Here is a 19,204-nt window from a genome sequence, read left to right on the forward strand (position 1 = left end):
CTGCTACCTGACACCATCGTCGCCACATTTGATCATGCTAAATGCCGGTATAGAGCTCAAATGGGATGTTTCGCTGATATCACTAAAGAATGAAACTGATCGCGGTCGCCCTCACCGGCCTCACCGCTCTCACCGCACTCGGCCCGGCCCCGGTCGCCGCCTCCTCGCACCGGGAAGCGCCGCTGATCGCCGATACCCCGAAGCTCGACAACACCGACCTGTACGCCTTCGTCAGTCCCGACGCGACCGGCACCGTCACCGTGATCGCGAACTGGCAGCCGTTCCAGGAACCCGACGGCGGACCGAACTTCTACCCGTTCGCCACCGACACCGTCCACGACATCAACATTGACAACAACGGCGACGCGGAAGCGGACATCACGTACCGCTGGACGTTCCGCACCACCCGCCGGAACGTCAACACGTTCCTCTACAACACCGGTCCGGTCACGTCGCTCGACGACCCGCACCTGAACGTCCGCCAGCGGTACACATTGCAGCGCATCACCGAGGACAAGACCACCACCCTGCTCAAGGACGCGCTGGTCGCCCCGTCGTACACCGGCAAGGCGTCGATGCCCGATTACGCCGCCCTGTCGAACGCCGCGATCACCCCCTTCGCCGGGCCTTCCGGCTCGAACGGGGTCAAGGGCAAGTCGTTCGCCGGCCAGGCCGACGACCCGTTCTTCGCCGACCTGCGCGTCTTCGACCTGCTGTACGGCGCCGACCTGTCCGAGGTCGGCAAGGACACGCTGCGCGGCTACAACGTGAACACGATCGCCCTGCAGGTGTCCAAGTACGACCTGGCGCTCAAGACGAACCCGGCCGCCAACCCGGTGATCGGCATCTGGTCCACCACGTCCCGGCTCGGCGCCAGTGTCAAGGGCAAGCCGGCGACCTGGCAGCAGGTGTCCCGGCTCGGTAACCCGCTGGTCAACGAGGCGGTCCTGCCGTTGAGCCGCAAGAACGAGTTCAACGCCTCCGAACCGTCCGGCGACACGAGGTTCCTGCCCGCGGTCGTCACGCCCGAACTGCCCGTCCTGATGGAGGCGATCTACAAGATCCCGGCGCCGGCGACCCCGCGCAACGACCTGGTCGAGGTGTTCCTCACCGGTGTCTGCAAGGCGTGTGGCCCGGTGCAGGCGGACCTCAACTCGCAGCGCCTGAACCGGGACGTCAAGGCGGACAAGTTCAAGCCCAGCGAGCAGTTGCGCCTCAACATGAAGGTGCCGGTGGCCGAGACACCGGACCGGATGGGTGTGCTCGGCGGTGACCTGGCCGGGTTCCCCAACGGGCGGCGCCTCACCGACGACGTGCTGGACATCGCGGTCCGGGCCGCCGAGGGCGTGCTGCTGGCCGACCACAACACGGCGGTCGACACGCTCGGCGACGGCGTGGACGCCAACGAGCACGAGTTCCGGCCGGCCTTCCCGTACGTGGCCCTGCCGAACACCACCAGCGTCAACGAGTCGTAGACCGGCGGCGTTCCACCGGATCCTCGAGCTACGGGGATCCGGTGATCCGGCCCTCGGGACTGACGCTGATCACGGTGGCCGGGCCCGCCTCGGTGACCGGGTCCGCCTCGGCGGCTGGTCCCGTCTCGGCGGCCGGTCCCGTCTCGGCGGCTGGTCCCGTCTCGGCGGCCGGCTCCGCGCGTCGGCCGGTCGGGAGGAGTTCCGGCTCGTCGAAGCAGTACACCCGATCGCGGACCGCCGGGAACACCGAATAGCCCCAGACGTCGTCGGCAGACAGCGGAACCGCGAACCCGCTGATCACCGCCTCGGTGCCGACCAGCCCGTCCTCCCGCGCGAGAGGGCAGTCACCGATCACCACGATGTCGCCGGACGCGTACCCCGGCAGGGTCTCCGCCTCTTCGACGTCCATGGTGGCCCAGTCCATGTCGGGGTGCAGGAACGCCGGCCCGCCCCGCTGCACCCAGCCCTCGCCGCCCGGCGCCCAGTCCCATCCGGCCGCCGAGTCGGCCTTCAGCGCCCCGGCACAGTCAGGCGCGCGGCCGGACGGCGTCAGCGAGACGGTGAACTCCAGCTTGTCGGGCTCCTTCCAGTACGGCTCGCCGCCCTCGATGACGGCCACACCGTGCCGTCCCAGCGCCTCGGCCAGGTGTGCACGCACCACACCCGACGCCGAGGCGCGGGCACGGATCATGAGACGGAGAAGGATTCTCCGGTACGCCGGAAGATCGGTCACGTCGGCAACCTACCGAACGCCGGTCACCGATGTGCCCGGTGGATGATCGGCGGGAAAGGTGGGTCGCTCGGCGGAGACCGGCGCCGTCACGCCGCGTGATAGGCAGGCAGGCAGTCCTGAGGGGAGCCTGCATGTTCGCGGACCGTCGTCGCGTCGTCATCGTCAGCGCCGCGCTGACCGCATTCCTGGCCATCGGCACGTTCTGGCTGGTCAGAGTCGTCCTTGGTTCCACTCGCGCGGAGTTCGTGGCCGGCACCGGCGTGCCGTCGTCGACGGTGGTCATCCCGGATCCGGTCGTCGGCAGCTCCGCGGTTCCGTCAACCGTTCACTCTCCGGAGGGAACGACGGCGGAAACGACAGCGGAGACGACGCCAGGGGGAACACCCGGAGGTGGAACCCCCACGACGGCCGCTTCCCCACCGAGCGGAACGCCGGAAAACAGCAGGACGCCAGAGAAGAGCAGAACACCGGAGAGCGGAACACCGACGAGCAGCCGTCCCGCCCCCGATCCGCCCGTCCCGACCCACGCGATCCGGGTCGGCGGCGCCCTCTTGGACAACGACACCCCGCGGACCATGTGCGCCGTCTTCACCAACACCAGGCTGGGCGCCACGGTCACGGTGACCGGCGTCCGCGTCTCCGGACGGCTGGAGATCCAACCCGGCGGCTGCGCCGAGGACTCCAACACCGGCGGCAGACCGCCCTGCGAACGGAACCTGACCCTCGCGCCCGGCAACGGCTGCTTCGCCGAGACGGTCGCCGACACGACGACGGCCGGCGAGTACCGCGGCAAGGTCACACTCGATCTCCGTGTCCGGTGCACCTCGGTGGCGACGGCGGCCTGCGACGTGGCCGTCCTGCGCGACGATCCGCCCACCTCGGATCGTCCGGCCGTGCTCACCTGGTCCGACACCGGCGCGACGACGCTCTGCTACCGGGTGCCGGCCGCGGACAGCGAGGATTCCAGCCCGTTCTGCTCCTCCGAGCCGCAGCCCGATTCTTGATGGACCGGCTCGCCCGCCGCCGGACCGCACCGGCACCGGCACCCGCCGAGCCCGCCCCGGACTGGGCCACCCGCCTCCGTGACCTGGCCGGCCTGATCGCCCCCACCACGGCGCTGACCGCGTTGCTGGTCTACTTCGGCTACATCGGCACCCGAGCCCGCTTCGCCTACTTCGGGATAAGTCTTGATTTAACCGGTCTTTCCAATCAGAACCTCATTCTGTACGCGCTGGAAGTCGTCTACGCCCCCATCGCCCTCCTCCTCCTGACCGTTCTGCTGCTGACCCTCTGCCACGCCGCGGTGACCCGGCTGCTCCAGCGTCCCGGCACCGCCCGCCTCACGACGATCGTCGGCCTCTTCACCACAGCCGCAGGCGTACTCCTGGTGGCCAGGGCCTGCGTGGGCATCCTGGTCGTCGAGGTGTCCCAGACCGAGACACCCGGCACCAGTGCCCTCGCCCTGGCCGCCGGTCCGGTACTGATCACCTACGGCGGCTGGATCCTCACCCCCGGCCGTCCGTCGCGCCCGCTCCGCTACGCCGGCGCGGTCGCCGCCGCCCTGATGCTGGTCGGCCTGTTCTGGGCGGCCAACTCGTTCGCCGCCGCGTTCGGTCAGGGCCGGGCCTACCAGGACGCCCTGGACCTGCCCACCGAGCCCGCCGTCCTGCTCGACACCAAGGATCCGATCGCCGGCCTGCCACCGGAGGTCACCGAGACCACCCTGCCCGGCCCATTCCCGCACCGGTACCAGGGCCTGCGCCTGCTGCTGTCGGCCGGTGACCGCCTGTTCCTGGTCCCCGCCCACTGGACCGCCGAGAGCCGCACCCTGGTGATCCCGTACAACGACGACGTCCGCCTCCAACTGGACCCCTGATCAGGCGGCGTCCTGCAGCAGACGCTCCCACGACTCCCGGGCCGCGAGGGTGCGCACCACCCCGTCCCCCACCCCGAGCACCGTCGGCCCTGCGCCCCGGCCGTGGTACGCCCCCACCCCGGCGATCGCGATCAGGTCCCCCACCGCGGTGTCGGCCGGCAACTCCGAACCGGTCAGTGTTCCGCCCGCCCGGACCGGCGGCTCGCCGGTCAGCGAGGCCGGCAGCGCCCGCGCCGGCGACACCCGCCCGATCAGCGCGGTCGCATGCCGTCCCGCGCAGTCCACGTGCGGCCCGCACCCGAGGTTCCCGTCGACGCCGGCCCGCAGCACCCCGTCGACGACCGTCACCGAGGTGACCCGGTGCAGGGCGACGCCCGCCCGCGCGGTGACCGACCGTCCCGGTGACACGGTCAACCGCGGTTCGGGCATCCGGTGCCGGTCGGCGGCCAGCCGCATCAGCGCCCGCATCCGGGCGGCGAACGGCGCCACGGCGAACCCGTCGTCCCCACTCGCGCAGGGCACCGCCTGACCGCCGCCGAGGTTGACCGCGCCGATCGCCAGGCCGTGCCGGGCGTACACCCGGGCGCCGAACTCCATCGCGTCCCGCAGACAGTTCTCGAAGGCGCCGAACCGGCTGATCCGATGTCCGGCCGAGCAGTCGACTCCCACCGGTCGAAGGTCCCGCCGGGCGAGGAGCGCCTCGACCGCGGCGAGAGCGGATCGTGAACCGGGGCGGAATCCGTACCGCACATGGCGGCCGCCGACTGCGGACGGCACCACGCGCAGGAACACCCGCTGGCCGGCCGGTGCCCGGGCGATCACCGCCTGGATCTCCGCCGGAGTGCCGACGACCAGGGCCGCACCGCAGGCGTACGCGGCCTCCCGGTCGGCCAGCGACTTGCCGCTGCCGGACATGACGATCCGTTCCGGACGGAACCCCGCGACCAGGGCGGTCCGCAGCTCGGCGGCCGATCCGACGTGGCAGCCCAGCCCCTCGCCGGCGATCCACCGTCCCGTGCCGACGGTCAGGCCGGCCCTGGCGCTGTAGGCGACCGCGTCGCTGCCGAACCCGGCCGCGTAGGCGGCGCACCGGGCGCGGACGTCGGCCCCGTCCAGCAGGTGCACCCCGGTCCCGTGGGCGGCGGCGACCGTACCCGCCCGGACGCCGCCGATCAGCAGGTCGCCGTGCTCGCCCCAGCGGGCTGAGGCGGGCCACAGGTCCGCGTCGAGGCGCGCCGCCCGCAGCGACACACCCAGCGAGGGGATCAACTCGGCGAGCGTCATCGCGTTCACCTACGTCCGGTCCGGTTCAGGCTCATGCCCTCACCGTCCGTCCTTGTACGACGCGACGGAAGACGCGGATACGCGACGTTGACGGGACGCCGAGAAATGTTGACGGCCGCGTGACACCGGTCGCAGGGGCGTACCGAAGTCGTCAACAACGCTTGCCAGGTGATCATCGGCGGGTTGCACTGGAGTGGACGGCAATCGGCGAAAGGGCAGCCGACATGACTCCTCATCCCCGCGGCCGGATCGTGGTCGGAGTGTCCGCGTCGCTCCCCGGGCTGGCCGCTCTGCGGTACGCCGTCGCCGAGGCCCGGCGCCGCGGCCGCACCGCCGTCACGGCGGTGCGGGCCTGGCCGGACCCCGACCACGGCAGCAAGCCGCCACCGTCGTGGGCCGCCGACCTGATGCGGTCGTGCGCCGCCGAGATCGGCACGGCGATCGACGAGGCGTTCGGGCCGGCACCGGACGGCATCACCTTCGTCGTGCGTACCCCGCGGGGACGGCCGGGTCCCGCGCTGGCCGACCTGCTCACCGAGGACGACCTGCTGGTGCTCGGCACCCGCCGCCGGCGCTGGCTGGGACCCGGTACCGCCCGCTACTGCCTGCGTTTCGCTCCCTGCCCGGTGGTCGTCGTGCCGGCGCCCCGGATGACGGCGGGCGGCCGGGCTCGGGATCTCGACGACGAGTTGCGCCGCCTGGTCCAGGAGCAGTGAGCGATCACGCCAGGGTCGTCGGGTGGACCAGCAGTTCGCGGATGTGGACGCCGCGCGGCCGGGCCACCGCGTCCGCGATCGCGTCGGCGATGTCCGACGCCGCCAGGGGGTTCATCGCCTCCTTGTGCGCGGCGAGCATCTCCCGCCACCCGTCGTGGGCGATCCGCTCCCCCAGCTCACTGTCGGTGACGCCCGGTTCCACGTTGGTGACCCGCAGCCCGCGCGCCCCGAACTCGACGCGCAGGCTGTGGGCCAGCGCCGACACCGCGGCCTTGGTCGCACCGTAGGCCCCGAACCCGGGGTTGTGCATCCGGGCACCGAGCGACGACACGATCACCAGGTCGGCGGTGCGGCCGCTGTCGGCGACCGTCAGCAGTCCGGGCAGGAACGCGCGGACCGTGTCGAGCACGCCGAGCACGTTGAGGTCGAGCATCCGTACCCATTCGTCGCGCTGCTGTTCGAGGAACGGCGCCACGTGCATCACCCCGGCGTTGGCGACCACCAGGTCGGCCGGGCCGAACTGATCGCGAACGGTCACCGCCGCGGCGTCGAGGTCCTCGGGCCGGGTCACGTCCGCCGTGATCGCGAGTGCTCCGGCACCGGCGGCGACCTCCTGCAACCGGTCGGTCCGCCGGGCGAGCACCGCCACCCGGGCCCCGTCGGCGGCCAGCCGTACCGCGGTGGCGGCGCCGATGCCCGACGACGCCCCGGTGACGACGGCGACGCGGCCGTCAAGATTCTTCGTCATGCCGATCACCGTCGTGGAGAGCGCCGGCCACCACCAGACCGAGCCTGGTCCTAGGATTTCCAGGGCCAGGCTCCCCGGACGCCGGCCGGGCACACTGGGACCATGGGCGACAAGAGCACCGGCCTCGGCCACTTCCTCCGGACCCGCCGTGACCGTTTACGCCCCGCCGACCTGGGTCTGGAAGCGGGCGCCGGTCGCCGCGTACCCGGACTGCGCCGTGAGGAGCTCGCCCAGCGCGCCGGTCTCAGCCCGGACTACCTGGTCCGCCTGGAGCAGGGCCGCGACATCCACCCCTCCCCGGCAGTGTTGGGTGCTCTCGCCGCCGCCCTCGATCTGGACGCCGACGAACGCGATCATCTGTACGCCCTGGCCGGGGCCGCCCGCCGGGGCCGTGCGGACTGTCGCCGCCGCCGTCCCCGCCAGCAGGTCCGGCCGGGTACGCAGCGGCTGCTCGCCGCGGTCCACGGCTCGCCCGCGCTGATCCTCGGCCGCTGGCTGGAGGTGCTGGACCAGAATCCGGCGGCCGTCGCTCTCTACGGCGATCTCCGTGGCGGCAATCTGCTGCGGTTCCTCTTCCTCGACGACGCTTCCCGGGATCTGTTCCCGCACTGGGAACAGGTCGCCGAACGGACGGTCGGTTTCCTGCGCGCCACCACCGTCGCCGACGACGCCGACCGCGGCACCTGCGAGCTGGCCGGTGAACTGCTGCTCGGCAGCGGGACCTTCGCCCGGTTGTGGGCCGGTCACCACGTACACCATCGGATGTTCGGCAGCACCCGGTTCGCCCACCCGCAGCTCGGCGCGCTCACCCTTGATCACGAGATCCTGGCGCTGCCCGATCCGGATCAGTGGCTGCTGGTGCACACCGCCGCGCCGGACAGCACCGCCCACACCGACCTGATGGCACATCTCATGCTTCGTCCCGAGGCGCTGCGCATCTGAGTGACAGCATCCGTGTGGTGACGTGGGGCCCGTAGCGCGGCCGTAATCACCACACCCACCACGAGCGTGGTGACTTCGGGCGCCCAGCACGGCCGTAATCACCACACCCCACGCGGGTGTGGTGATTTGGGGCGCCCAGCGCGCCCGAAGTCACCACGCGGACGGGCTTCGCGCCCCCGACCACGAAACGTGTCCATCGGGACCCGCTCGCCGGGCTGGATCTTCGGCTGCCGGTGCGGCATGGCTGCGGTACGCCCACCGGTCGGCACGCAGCCCGTCCCCGGCCCGGGGCATCGTGGACGATTCGCCACGACGCCCCGAGGACCCGGGAACGGGCTGCGTGCCGGAACGAGCTGGTCGCCGGTCAGCGGCTCTCGGCGAAGTACTCGTAGTTGTCGGCGTTGTCGACGGCGTTGGCAGGGCTCGAGATGGCGAGCGCCTTCGCCGCGGTCTGGCCGTACGCGTGGTCGTCGGTGCCGCCGTTGACGGTGAAGTGGCTCGACTCGTGGATCAGGGTGCCGGCCTTCGAGTCGGTACCGGTGGCCGGCGCCGTCCAGAACGCGTTGCAGAGGTAGATGATGTAAGGCTCGTCCGGGTAGACGTACGCGTAGTAGTCCTCGTTGCTGGTGCAGTCGAGCGTCAGGGCCTTGGTGGTCAGCTCGGTGGTGATCTTGCTGTAGGCCGACGTCACACGGGAGAACCGCGACGCGCTGTAGGTGCCGAACCAGGTGGCGTAGGCGCCCCCACCGGACGGGTTCGCCGTGAGCCACGTCGTGGATTTCTGCGAGTACGTCGCGGCGTTCGTGACGGCCGTCGCCAGCGCGGTCTGTTCACTCGTCGTGCAGCCCCGGTAGGTGATGCTGACCGCGGCGGCGGCGACCTTCACCTGCTCGGTGACGGTCGGCGCGACGCTTGCCGCCTTGCCGGCGCTGCGGATGGCGGCGCTGGTGCGGACGGTGGCGCGACCGGCGTCGACCCGGAGCGTGTCCTGAGGGGTCGCGGTCGCCCGGTTCAAGGCCCGCACCTGGTTCGATGCCAGAGCGACGGTGAAGGTTCCCGGCCGGGACAGGTCGTAGTCGGCGGCCAGGTCCACGGTCACGGCGTAGCTGCCGCCGGCGGGAATGCGGGTGTAGTCGGCCGCGGTCGGTGCTCCGAGCTTCGCCAGCCTGCCGCGATAGGGCACCGGCACGCCATCCCTGGTCACGGCCAGGACGGATGTGGACTCGCGCGCCTGCGGCAGGTCCCGGGAGAGTACGTCGACGGCCGACGATGACGTGTTCCGCACCGTGACACGCACGGTGAGTGCGCTTCCGGTCACCTGGCCGACCTGAACGGTCGCGGTGAGGCCGGTGACGCCGGGCGCTGCCGCCGCGCCCGTGGCGGCGGTGACGGCCGCGGGAATCGCAACCGCGACAGCGAGGCACGCCGCCCAGAGCGGAGGTCGAGAGATGCGCACGTGATTTCCTTTCTCGCCATCGACTCTCGGGGATGCCCTATCGGGGTCAATAGGACGGGAGTCGATGCAAAAACATCTATTGATCTAAATCTATAAGATTCCTCCTGCCTGTCTATACAACCTGTCATCCCTGATGGGTCATATCGCGGGTCGATGTCACCGAGGACGGCCCGGGCCCGGACGGCTCTCCGGAGGGCCTGCCGACAAGGGCCGGGCGTGAGATGCGGTCCAATCCCGTGGGGACTACGGCACGCCTGCCGTCCTCGCGACCCTGCGGGCCGCTTGGCGGACCGGGTCGGCCACCGGGACCGCCGCCAGCAGCTTCCGGGTGTACGGGTGCTGAGCACGGTGCAGCACCTCGCCGGAGGTGCCCTCCTCCACCAGGGTGCCCCGGTGCATCACCGCGACCCGGTGGGCGACCTGTTCCACCACGGCCAGGTCATGGCTGACGAACAGGCATCCGAACCCGAAGTCCCGCTGCAACGATCGCAGCAGGTCGAGGATCCGCGCCTGCACCGACACGTCCAGGGCGCTGGTCGGTTCGTCGGCGATCAGCAGCGCCGGGTTCAGCGCGAGCGCCCGGGCGATGGCGACCCGCTGGCGCTGCCCACCGGACATCTCGTGCGGATAGCGGGTGCGCAGGCCGGCCGGGAGCCGGACGGCGTCGAGCAACTCCTCGACGCGGGCGCGCCGGGCCGCCGCGTCCAGGTCACGGTGCAGGACCAGCGGTTCGGTGATGCTGTCGCCGACGGTGCGGCGCGGGTTCAGCGACGACGCCGGGTCCTGGAAGACGACGCCGATGCCGGCGCGCAGCCGGCGCAGCGCGCGGGCGTGCCGCCACGGGTGCCGGGTCAGCCGGGTGAGGTCCGCGCCGCCGACCGTGGCGGTGCCGGCGGTGACCGGGACCAGTCCGGCGAGGACCCGGCCGACGGTCGACTTGCCGGAGCCGGACTCGCCGACCAGTCCGACGACCTCGCCTGCGCCGACCCGCAGGGTGACGCCGTCCACCGCGCGGAACCGTCCGTACTCGACGACCAGGTCACCGACGGCGGCCACCTCCGGTCCCGGCTCGGGCGCCGGCCGTGGGTCGCCGAGGCGCGGCACCGCCTCCAGCAGGGCCTTCGTGTACGCGTGAGCCGGTTCCGTGAACAGCCGGCCGGCGGGCGCGGTCTCGACGACCCGTCCCCGGTCGAGGACGACCACGTCGTCGGCGAGGTCGGCGACGACACCCATGTCGTGGGTGATGAGCAGGATCGCCATGCCCCGGTCGTCGCGGAGTTCGCGCAGCAGGTCGAGGATGCCGGCCTGCGCGGTCACGTCCAGGGCGGTGGTCGGCTCGTCGGCGATCAGCAGCACGGGGTCGCCACTGATCGCCATCGCGATCATGGCGCGTTGCAGCTGCCCGCCGGAGAGCTGGTGCGGATACGACCGTGCCACGCGGTCGGGGTCGTCGAGCCCGACGGTGGTGAGCAACTGGCGGACGCGGAGCTTCACGCTCGTACCCTCAAAGATCTTGTGGGTGTGAATTGCTTCGGCGATCTGATCGCCGAGCGTGAGGACCGGGTTGAAGGCCGCCATCGGCTCCTGGAAGACGGTGCCGATCCGGCCGCCACGCAGGGCGCGCAGTTTCTCGGGTCCGCAGCCGATCAGTTCCTCGTCCTCGAAGAGGAGACTGCCGGCGACCCGGGCGTTGCCGGGCAGCAGTCCGAGGATGGACATCGCGGTGACGCTCTTGCCGGAGCCGGACTCGCCGACCAGGGCCAGGACGCGCCCGCGGTGCAGCTGGAAAGCCACACCGCGGGCCGCCTGGTGCCCACCGTCGCCGGTGTCGAACGAGATGGCCAGGTCAGCCACCGCGAGCAGCGGCGACACGGTGGTCTCGGTCATCGGTTCTTCAGCGTTACCTTGAGGTAGTTCGGGTACGCCGGGAACGCCGCCACGAAGAAGTTCTGCACGTTGGAGCCGTGCAGGAACGAGTTCTTGTTGTACTTCAGCGGCACGACCGGCGCGTCCTGCAGGATCCGCTTGTCCGCTTGCGCCCACAGGGCCTGGGCCGCGGCCGGGTCCGTGGTGGCGAGCGCCTGCTCGATCAGCCTGTCCACCTCGGCGTTGGAGTAGCGGGAGATGTTGTATCCGCCGCCGCCGATCTCGCTGGTGGCGAAGAGCGGCTGGATGTTGCCGTTGGCGCTGGGGAAGTCCGGCTGCCAGCTGCTGACCGCGATGTCGAAGTCGGGCTTGTCGCCGGTGAGGGTGTCGGTGACCGTGGTCTCGTCGGCCGGCTTGATCGTCACGGTGATGCCGGCCCGCTGCAGACCCTGCTGGATCGCCTGCGCCTCGGCCAGACTCTGCTGGTCGTTCTCGGACAGCAGCGTCAGACTGAGGGCGGTCTGGCCGGCCTCGGCGAGCAGCTGCTTCGCCTTCGCGACGTCGCCGGACTCCCCGGCCGGATAGAGGTCGTACTCCGCACGGCCGGGGATGCCCGGGGTGATCAGCGTGGTGGCCAGGTCACCGCCGGCCGCGCCGCCGGTGGCCACCTGGTACGCCGACTTGTCGACCGCGTACTGGATCGCCTGCCGGACCTTGACGTCCTTGAGCGCGCCGCGCCGGGTGTTGAGCGCCAGGTAGGACAGGGCTCCGGCGTCCGAGGTGACCAGACGCTGCTTGGCGCTCGCGTTCTGCTCGATCTGGGCGAGCTGGGCCGGCGGGACGAACCCGGCGCCGAAGGCGTCACGGTCGTCGCCGGAGTCGGCGATCAGGCGCTGCGCGGCGACGGTGGCGTCCTGACCGAGCTGGAAGACGACCTCGTCGGGGCCGCCGGTGCGCACGCTGTCGGTGGCGGCGTCCCAGTTCGGGTTGCGGGTCAGGGTGACCGCGGTGCCCTGCTGGTAGGAGGAGACCTGGTACGGGCCGGACGCCACCGGGTTCTGCGAGTACGCCTTCGGGTCGTCCTTGGCCTTCGGCACCGGCGTGAACGCGGGCATCGACGCGATCCACGGCCAGTCGCCGTACGCGGCCTTGAGTTTGAAGACGATGGTCTTGTCGTCCGGCGTCTCGATCGAGGCGAGGTCACCGCCGGTGTACGGGCCCTGGTACGTGTCCCCGCCGATCAGCAGGCCCTTGTGGTACCCGAGGCCACCGGACAGCTCGGCGGCGAACGAGCGCTCCACGCCGTACTTGATGTCCGCGGTGGTGATCGCGGTGCCGTCGGCGTACTTGAGGCCGTCCTTCAGGGTGAAGGTCCAGGTCTTGCCGTCGTCGCTGGCGGTGCCGGTGTCGGTGGCCAGGTCCGGGACCACCTGGGCGGTCTTGCCCGGCTGGATGTCCCAGGTGGTCAGCCGGCGCAGCACCAGGCCGAGCGTGGTGATGGCCAGGTTCTGGCTCTTCGCCGGGTCGAAGTTGATGTCGGTCGAGGCGCTGAGGACGGTCAGCTTCCCGCCCTTGCCGGCCCCTCCGGCGTCGTCGCTGTCGTCCGCCGCGTTCGCGCCGCAGCCGGCCATCAGGAGCATGGCGGACAGCGCCACGGCGGTGAATCCGCGGGTTCTTCTCATCGGGAGGTTGTTTCCTTTCCTACACGGGGGTCGAGGACGCTGTAGACCAGGTCCACGAGGACGTTGGCGACGATCACCAACAGGGCGGAGAAGAGGGTGACGCCGACGATCACCGGCAGGTCGACCGTGCCGACGGCGTCGATGAGCAGCGCGCCGAGGCCCTGCATGCTGAACACCCGTTCGGTGATCACCGCGCCGCCGAGCAGGGTGCCCAGGTCCAGGCCGAAAACGGTGACCACCGGGATCAGCACGTTGCGCAGCCCGTGGCGGCCGATCACCCGGCGTTCCCGCAGGCCCTTGGCCCGGGCGGTACGGATGTAGTCCTCGCCCAGCACCTCGATCATCTGGCCGCGGGTGAGCCGGGCGTAGACGGCCGCGTTGAGCAGAGCCAGGACGGTCCAGGGCAGGATCAGGTGCCAGGCCCAGTCGACCGGGCTCTCGGCCAGCGGGATGTAGCCGCCGACCGGAACCATGTCCAGGGTGAAACCGAACAGCAGGATGCCGAGCAGGCCCACCAGGTAGCTGGGTGCGGAGACGCCGACGGTGGAGAGCAGCATCGCCGACCGGTCGATCGCGGTGCCCCGCCGGACCGCGGCCAGCACACCCGCGCCGACGCCGATGACCAGCCAGAGCAGGGCCGCGCCGCCGGCGATGGAGAACGTCACCGGCGCCCGGTCGAGCAGCAGCCGGGTGACCGGCGCGTTCAGCCGGAACGACCAGCCGAAGCAGGGTGCGGCGCAGTCCACCGCGGCCCGGCCCGCCCCGAAGTGCCGACCGGTGACGATGCCGCCGAGGAAGTCCAGGTACTGCTGGAACCAGGGCTTGTCGTAGCCCATGAACGCGCTGGCCTGGGCCAGCCGGTCCGGGGTGCACGGGCGCCCGCAGGAGAGCTGCGCCGGGTCGGCGGGCAGCAGGTAGAACACCGCGAAGGTGAGCAGGCTGATCACCACCAGGGTGCCGAGCACACCCGGGAGCCGCTTGAGGGCGGTCATCGCTTCAGCCCCCGGGTCCGCGGGTCGAGGGCGTCGCGCAGGCCGTCGCCGAACAGGTTGAACGCCAGCGTGATCAGGAACAACGCGGTACCCGGGAACACCAGGAACATCGGGTCGGTCTGCACCCAGCCGACCGCGTCGCCGATGGTGCGCCCCCACGCCGGTGTCGGCGGCGGCACCCCGACGCCCAGGAAGGACAGCGCCGCCTCGGCGCCGATCATCCCGGGGATGGTCATCGTGCTGTAGACGATGATCGTCGAGGTCAGGTTCGGAAGATACTGGTGACGCAGCAGGTGACCGGGCCCGGCGCCGAGCGCGGTGGCCGCCACGACGAACGTGCGCTGCTTGAGGGCGAGCGTCTGACCGCGGACGACACGGGCGATGCCGGGCCAGCCGAAGAGGCCGATCACCAGGATGATCAGCAGCTGCTTCGGGAGGTCCGCCGGGGCGATGGCGCCGAGGGCGATCACGAAGACCAGCCAGGGGAAGCCGAACAGGACGTCGATGAACCGGCTGACCAGGCGGTCGTACCAGCCACCGAGGTAGCCGGCGGTCAGCCCGACGGCCACGCCGATCAGCACCGCCAGGGCGGTCGCGGCGAACCCGACCAGGAACGACGTGCGGGCGCCGTGCACCACGATCGCGAACAGGTCGCGCCCGGTCATCGGCTCCACCCCGAACCAGTGCTCGACGCTGATCCCGCCGCCGAAGCCGAGCGGCGCGCCGGTGTCCGAGACGGCGTCCAGGTCGTACGTGTAGGGGTCGTGGCCCTCCAGCCCGGACAGCAGCGGCGCGGCGAGGGCGATCAGCAGGAAGACCACGATGGTGGCGCCGCCGGCCACCGCCCACCGGTCCGACGCCAGCTGTCGCAGGGGGTGCCGCGCCAGTTCAGGGGGCGGGATGTCGACGACCATGGTGCCTTCTTCTCGGTTCCGGTGACGCCTTCCATCGACGTCGGCCCTGATCGTAGGGCCGTCAACTGGTTTTCCACCCCGACAAGAGACCTACAACACATATATGTACAGTAGGTTTTGAGCGTCCACTGAGGGGAGCACAATGCCAGCGGTCACCGTCGATGGGGTCCGGCTGTTCACCCGCGCAGCCACCGCACTCCCCCGGACATCCCACCGCTGACATCCTCGGATTCTCCTTCGGCGGGCGCATCGCCATGCGCCTCGTCGAGCAAAACCCCACCCTGGTGAACCGGCTGATCCCGGCCTCGGCCACGGCCTACACCGACTTCGACCCGCCATGGGCCCGCCCGACCCTGATCCTGCACGGCGCCCACGACATGGGCTTCCCCGACGACCGGCTGGCCGCCGTTCGCACCTTCCTGACGGTGGAGATCAGCCCGGGCGACTCGTGACCTCGGCCCGGGCCGCCCGTTCCGCCGCCAGCCTTTCACCGACCACGAGGCTACGGGCGATGCCGCCACGGATGGCCGGGCCCGCGAGGGCGCACTTGGCTATGTAGTGGATGCCGATGTTGATGACGAGCAGCCCGAAGACGTAGGCGCCTTCGTCTTTCATCCAGCCCTCGTCCAGCCCTGCGGCGATGACGCCGATGACGACGGCGTACAGCAGCATGGTCCACCACCACTGCTCGAAGCCGCGAGGGTACCGGCGTTCCGGGGGCGGCACGGTGGACAGTCGTGCCGCCTGCCCCGCCGCGAAGAGCCGTCTCATCGTGAGCAGGAGCAGTAGATTCGTCGTGGCCACCAGGGTGGCGCCGGCCGCGCACGACCATGCCCACAACTCCGGCTTCCAGCCGACCGCCACCAGGGTGGTGGGCAATGCGAGCAGCGTCGTACCGCGGATGAAGACCTCGGTGAGATTGTTCAGCGGACCGCCGAGCCGTCGGGTACTCAGTCGCGCCAGAATGGTCTGATAGAACTTCGCGACCATCAGCCCTTGCGCGAACGCGATCAAGACGGCGGGGGTGGGCGCTTCCGGCAGCTTCGGGAAATCCTCGACGAAGTCGGTCACCTCCGGCCAGCCGGTACGGGCGAAGGTGCCCCACCATGCCAGGCCTGCCAGCAGGGTGAAGAACAGCAGGTATGCCGAGTCGCCGCCGCCTCGGGCGGAACGGAACTTCCGCCACTGCGTCAGCAGCTCACGTGATGTGGGTGAGAACCTGCTGTAGGTACGCCAGAACGCCTTGCTCTCCGCCACCGGTTCGGTCGCGACCACCGCGAACGCGGTGCTCAAGAATCGTTCCAGTGCCGGATAGGTCCCCTCGCCCAGCCCCCGCACCAGGAGCAGCCTGCGGTGCGGGTCCTCCTCGATGAGGTCGTCGAGGGCTCGGCCGAGCGCGGGGCTCATCTCGTAGATCACGTCCGGCACACGCCCGTCCCGTGGTGGCGCCCCAGCAAGGATCTCGATCAGGATGATGCCGATCGAGTAGATGTCCGAGGTGGGTGCCGCACCACGATTCTTGACCTCCGGCGCCACATAGACGGAGTCGTCGTGCTCGGCAATACCGACCTGCCGGCTGTACAGGTGATTGCGACCGAGGTCGATCAATTTGGCGGTGCCGTCCGGTGCGATGATCACGTTACTCGGGGAGAGATCGAGATGCTGGGTCCCCGCCGCCGAGAGCAGTTCAAGGGCTTTGATCAGGGGACCCAGGAGCTTCCGGGCCTCGGCGATGGCCCGGTCGGGGCGATGCGCCAACTCGGAACGCCGGGCGTTGAACCGCTCGCGAAGCGTCTCGCCCTCCTGTTTCGGCATCAGCACCCACCGTTCGGTGGAGGCGATCGGCTGCACGATCGAGTCCGGCATACGCGCCGTACCGTAGACGGCGGCGTAACCCGCGGTGGCCGTCGCCACCGCCGACATCTTGTTCCATGGAAACAACACGCACTTGACCACGAAGCGCCCGGATTCCGCCTCGCCTTCGCGGTACCCCGCCGTCAGGATCGCTGACGTGGTTCCGGCCTTGTAATAACGGAACGTACTCGGTGTGAGCCGTTCCCACTCCTCCACGGCGAGATCGCCCGACCGTCGCCCTCGGGGCCGGTACACCTCGTAGATCGCTTCGCGGACAGCGGGACTGTCCTCCAGCAGTCTCCGGCAGAACTCGTCCGATGCCGACTGCGCCCCGGCGTCCGGCGGCTCGAAACGACGGCGCAGCAGTTCCACATTCAGACCGATCAGCCCCAGCAGGCCGGACAGGAGCCGCGCCTGAGCGAAGCCCTCCTGAGCGGCCCGGGACCGGGCTTGCTCACATGCGGCGACGAACCCGGACTCCCCCACCACGTCGGCACTCTCGAACTCGTAAAGGTGATCAAGAATGTTGTTCAGTACCGCAACGGCACCGGTCACCAGAGCAGGCCGGCGTAGTCCGCGCAACTGATCGTCGCTGACCCTGTCAGGGTCCCGAATACAGCTGAGCAGCAGAGACTCGACTGATCGCTTCCTGCCCGAATCCATGGTCCCAGAGAGCACAGTGAATCAACGGACTCCAGACATCGATCGGATAGCCGACTGTTCACCCGTACCCGTGAAGGAAGCGTGCAGGAATCGCGCAGCCGGACCACCGCGGTTGTCCGGGGTTGATACCTAGAACTACTATGCCTTGCAGTTCTAGGTAAGGAGGCCGTGTGCGCATCGCCAAAGACCTGGTCGCCGCGTCGGCGACCCCCCTGGTGCTGGGCATTCTCGCCGAGGGCGAGAGCTACGGGTACGCGATCCTCAAGCAGATCAACGACCTGTCCGGCGGGCGGCTGGAGTGGACCGAAGGGCTGCTCTATCCGCTGCTGCACCGGCTGGAACGGCTCGGGCACGTGGAGTCGTCCTGGCAGAGCCCGCCCGAGGGGCGGCGCCGCAAGTACTACCGGATCACCGAGCAGGGCCGGGCCGAACTCGCCGAGCAGCGCCGGCAGTGGGACACCGTCGTCGACGCGCTGCGGGGTGTCTGGAACAGCACACCGACCATGACGCCGCTTTGGGAGACAGGGCATTGACCGTCGAGAGTGACAACGACAGCGATCTGGAACGCCAGATCGCGGCATGGCGGGCCTACATGCAGCGCCGGCCCGAACTGCACGACGACGACGCGGCCGAGTTGGAGGACCATCTGCGGGAGCGGATCGGTGATCTGATCGAGGCCGGTCTGCACGCCGACGAGGCGTTCCTGATCGCGGTCAAGCGGATGGGCAGCCTCGACGAGCTGTCCCGCGAGTTCGCCCGGGAACACTCCGAACGGTTGTGGAAGCAACTCGTGCTGCCCGGCGACGCCGGCACCCCGGCCGCCGCACGGACCCGCCGCGAGGTGCCGATGATGGTGCTGTTCGCGGTCCTCGCCGCGATCGGCATCAAGATCCCGGACGCCTTCGACGCGGCCGAGAACTTCTACGTGACCAATCTCAGCCTGTTCGCGCTGGTACCGCTGGCCGGCTACTTCATCTGGCGCCGCCGGGCCGGCCTGCGCCTGGCCGGGATCGTGGCCGCGCTGTTCGCCGTCGGGGCGGTGGGCGCGAACGCGTTCCGCCTTGCCGACGACTCGTTCTCGATCACTCTCACCGCGATCCACCTGCCGATCGCGCTGTGGCTGGTGGTCGGGCTCGCGTACACCGGTGGTGACTGGCGGTCGAGCCGGCTGCGGATGGACTTCATCCGGTTCACCGGCGAATGGGCGATCTACTTCGTGCTCATCTGCCTCGGCGGGGGCGTGCTGATCGCGTTCACTGCGGGCACCTTCAACGCCATCGGCCTGCACCCCAGCCACTTCATCGAGCACTGGATGGTGCCGTGCGGCGGCATCGCCGCGGTCGTCGTGGCGGCCTGGCTGGTCGAGGCGAAGCAGAGCGTCATCGAGAACATGGCGCCGGTCCTGACCCGGGTGTTCACGCCGCTGTTCGCGGTCACCCTGCTGGCGTTCCTGGTCGCCGCCATCTGGACCAACAACGGCATCGACGTGGATCGCGACGCGCTGATCCTGTTCAATCTGCTGCTCGTCGTCGTCCTCGGCCTCCTGCTGTACGCGATCTCCTCCCGCGACCTGACCGCGAAGCCCGGCGTCTTCGACCGTCTGCAACTGGGGCTGGTCGTCTGCGCGCTGCTCATCGACATGCTGGTGCTGGCGGCGATCACCGGCCGGATCACCGGGTTCGGGTTCACCCCCAACAAGAGCGCGGCCCTCGGCGAGAACCTGATCCTGCTGACCAACCTGGCCTGGTCGGCGTGGCTGTTCGTCGGGTTCCTGCGCGGGCGGATGCCGTTCGGCCGGCTGGAGAGCTGGCAGACGCGGTATCTGGCGGTCTACTTCGCCTGGTCGTGGGTGGTGGTGCTGATCTTCCCTCCGTTGTTCGACTTCGCCTGATCCGGCGCGCCGGCGAAGGGCGTCCCGCAGCGTGGATCATCGCGGGCCGGGACGCCCTTCAGTGTCGACAACGACCGCCCGGGCCGCTGAGGGCAATCACCCTGATGTCATG

At 70.2% G+C, this 19,204-nt stretch carries 17 protein-coding genes; 8 read left to right on the plus strand and 9 right to left on the minus strand.

All coding sequences use genetic code 11. From position 1 onward, the window contains the following. Nucleotides 1-89 precede the first annotated feature (89 nt). The gene (locus WH85_RS08320; RefSeq protein ID WP_045741122.1) at nucleotides 90-1,475 is read left to right on the plus strand and encodes a DUF4331 domain-containing protein; all 1,386 of its coding nucleotides are present in this window, start codon (nucleotides 90-92) and stop codon (nucleotides 1,473-1,475) included. A gap of 28 nt (nucleotides 1,476-1,503) precedes the next feature. Here WH85_RS08320 and WH85_RS08325 read toward each other — a convergent pair whose 3' ends face one another. Further along, nucleotides 1,504-2,208: a hypothetical protein gene (locus WH85_RS08325; protein ID WP_157410887.1), complete on the minus strand. Its 705-nt coding sequence runs from the start codon at nucleotides 2,206-2,208 to the stop codon at nucleotides 1,504-1,506. A gap of 131 nt (nucleotides 2,209-2,339) precedes the next feature. On the opposite strand from WH85_RS08325, the gene WH85_RS50215 reads away from it, so the two are divergent. Together WH85_RS50215 and WH85_RS08335 are read left to right on the plus strand one after the other, a co-directional pair. Next, nucleotides 2,340-3,212 (plus strand): hypothetical protein, encoded by an 873-nt coding sequence (locus tag WH85_RS50215; protein ID WP_157410888.1) that lies wholly within the window; start codon nucleotides 2,340-2,342, stop codon nucleotides 3,210-3,212. After that, nucleotides 3,212-4,084, plus strand: coding sequence for a hypothetical protein (locus WH85_RS08335; RefSeq protein WP_052720258.1), 873 nt, complete (start codon nucleotides 3,212-3,214; stop codon nucleotides 4,082-4,084). The genes WH85_RS50215 and WH85_RS08335 overlap by 1 nt, the downstream gene beginning before the upstream one ends. Here the strand turns inward: WH85_RS08335 and WH85_RS08340 are convergent, their stop codons facing one another. Continuing rightward, nucleotides 4,085-5,368: a diaminopimelate decarboxylase family protein gene (locus tag WH85_RS08340; RefSeq protein WP_157410889.1), complete on the minus strand. Its 1,284-nt coding sequence runs from the start codon at nucleotides 5,366-5,368 to the stop codon at nucleotides 4,085-4,087. It lies immediately after the preceding gene. 224 nt (nucleotides 5,369-5,592) lie between these two features. Between WH85_RS08340 and WH85_RS08345 the strand changes: the two genes are divergently transcribed. After that, nucleotides 5,593-6,084 (plus strand): universal stress protein, encoded by a 492-nt coding sequence (locus tag WH85_RS08345; RefSeq protein WP_083448867.1) that lies wholly within the window; start codon nucleotides 5,593-5,595, stop codon nucleotides 6,082-6,084. A gap of 4 nt (nucleotides 6,085-6,088) precedes the next feature. On the opposite strand, the gene WH85_RS08350 is transcribed toward WH85_RS08345, so the two are convergent. After that, nucleotides 6,089-6,832, minus strand: coding sequence for an SDR family oxidoreductase (locus tag WH85_RS08350; protein ID WP_045741126.1), 744 nt, complete (start codon nucleotides 6,830-6,832; stop codon nucleotides 6,089-6,091). Nucleotides 6,833-6,934: 102 nt separating this feature from the next. Between WH85_RS08350 and WH85_RS48110 the strand changes: the two genes are divergently transcribed. After that, complete coding sequence (locus tag WH85_RS48110) at nucleotides 6,935-7,774, plus strand: helix-turn-helix transcriptional regulator (RefSeq protein ID WP_045741127.1); 840 nt, start codon at nucleotides 6,935-6,937, stop codon at nucleotides 7,772-7,774. Between the two features lie 364 nt (nucleotides 7,775-8,138). Here WH85_RS48110 and WH85_RS08360 read toward each other — a convergent pair whose 3' ends face one another. The 5 genes from WH85_RS08360 to WH85_RS08380 form a co-directional block, all read right to left on the minus strand. Beyond that, a complete protein-coding gene (locus WH85_RS08360; RefSeq protein ID WP_083448868.1) occupies nucleotides 8,139-9,230 on the minus strand; it encodes a M35 family metalloendopeptidase in 1,092 nt (363 codons plus the stop codon). Nucleotides 9,231-9,473: 243 nt separating this feature from the next. Then, on the minus strand, nucleotides 9,474-11,117 hold the full coding sequence (locus tag WH85_RS08365) for a dipeptide ABC transporter ATP-binding protein (protein WP_045741128.1): 1,644 nt from the start codon (nucleotides 11,115-11,117) through the stop codon (nucleotides 9,474-9,476). Further along, a complete protein-coding gene (locus WH85_RS08370) occupies nucleotides 11,114-12,778 on the minus strand; it encodes an ABC transporter substrate-binding protein (protein WP_045741129.1) in 1,665 nt (554 codons plus the stop codon). The genes WH85_RS08365 and WH85_RS08370 overlap by 4 nt, the downstream gene beginning before the upstream one ends. Beyond that, nucleotides 12,775-13,770: an ABC transporter permease gene (locus WH85_RS08375; RefSeq protein ID WP_045741130.1), complete on the minus strand. Its 996-nt coding sequence runs from the start codon at nucleotides 13,768-13,770 to the stop codon at nucleotides 12,775-12,777. The genes WH85_RS08370 and WH85_RS08375 overlap by 4 nt, the downstream gene beginning before the upstream one ends. Beyond that, complete coding sequence (locus tag WH85_RS08380) at nucleotides 13,767-14,684, minus strand: ABC transporter permease (protein WP_045741131.1); 918 nt, start codon at nucleotides 14,682-14,684, stop codon at nucleotides 13,767-13,769. The genes WH85_RS08375 and WH85_RS08380 overlap by 4 nt, the downstream gene beginning before the upstream one ends. Nucleotides 14,685-14,845: 161 nt before the next feature. On the opposite strand from WH85_RS08380, the gene WH85_RS08385 reads away from it, so the two are divergent. After that, entirely contained in the window at nucleotides 14,846-15,136 is a 291-nt protein-coding gene (locus WH85_RS08385) for an alpha/beta hydrolase (RefSeq protein WP_157410891.1), read from the plus strand. Here WH85_RS08385 and WH85_RS08390 read toward each other — a convergent pair. Beyond that, nucleotides 15,117-17,093 (minus strand): protein kinase domain-containing protein, encoded by a 1,977-nt coding sequence (locus tag WH85_RS08390; protein ID WP_045741133.1) that lies wholly within the window; start codon nucleotides 17,091-17,093, stop codon nucleotides 15,117-15,119. The two genes, WH85_RS08385 and WH85_RS08390, sit on opposite strands and share 20 nt — an antisense overlap. A gap of 278 nt (nucleotides 17,094-17,371) precedes the next feature. Here WH85_RS08390 and WH85_RS08395 point away from each other — a divergent pair, with 278 nt between their 5' ends. Together WH85_RS08395 and WH85_RS08400 are read left to right on the plus strand one after the other, a co-directional pair. Next, on the plus strand, nucleotides 17,372-17,734 hold the full coding sequence (locus WH85_RS08395) for a PadR family transcriptional regulator (protein WP_045741134.1): 363 nt from the start codon (nucleotides 17,372-17,374) through the stop codon (nucleotides 17,732-17,734). After that, nucleotides 17,731-19,092 (plus strand): permease prefix domain 1-containing protein, encoded by a 1,362-nt coding sequence (locus tag WH85_RS08400; RefSeq protein ID WP_245673858.1) that lies wholly within the window; start codon nucleotides 17,731-17,733, stop codon nucleotides 19,090-19,092. Before WH85_RS08395 ends, WH85_RS08400 begins: the two co-directional genes overlap by 4 nt. The last annotated feature ends 112 nt before the right edge of the window (nucleotides 19,093-19,204 follow it).

This window comes from Actinoplanes rectilineatus, assembly GCF_000962825.1.
GTDB lineage: Bacteria > Actinomycetota > Actinomycetes > Mycobacteriales > Micromonosporaceae > Actinoplanes > Actinoplanes rectilineatus.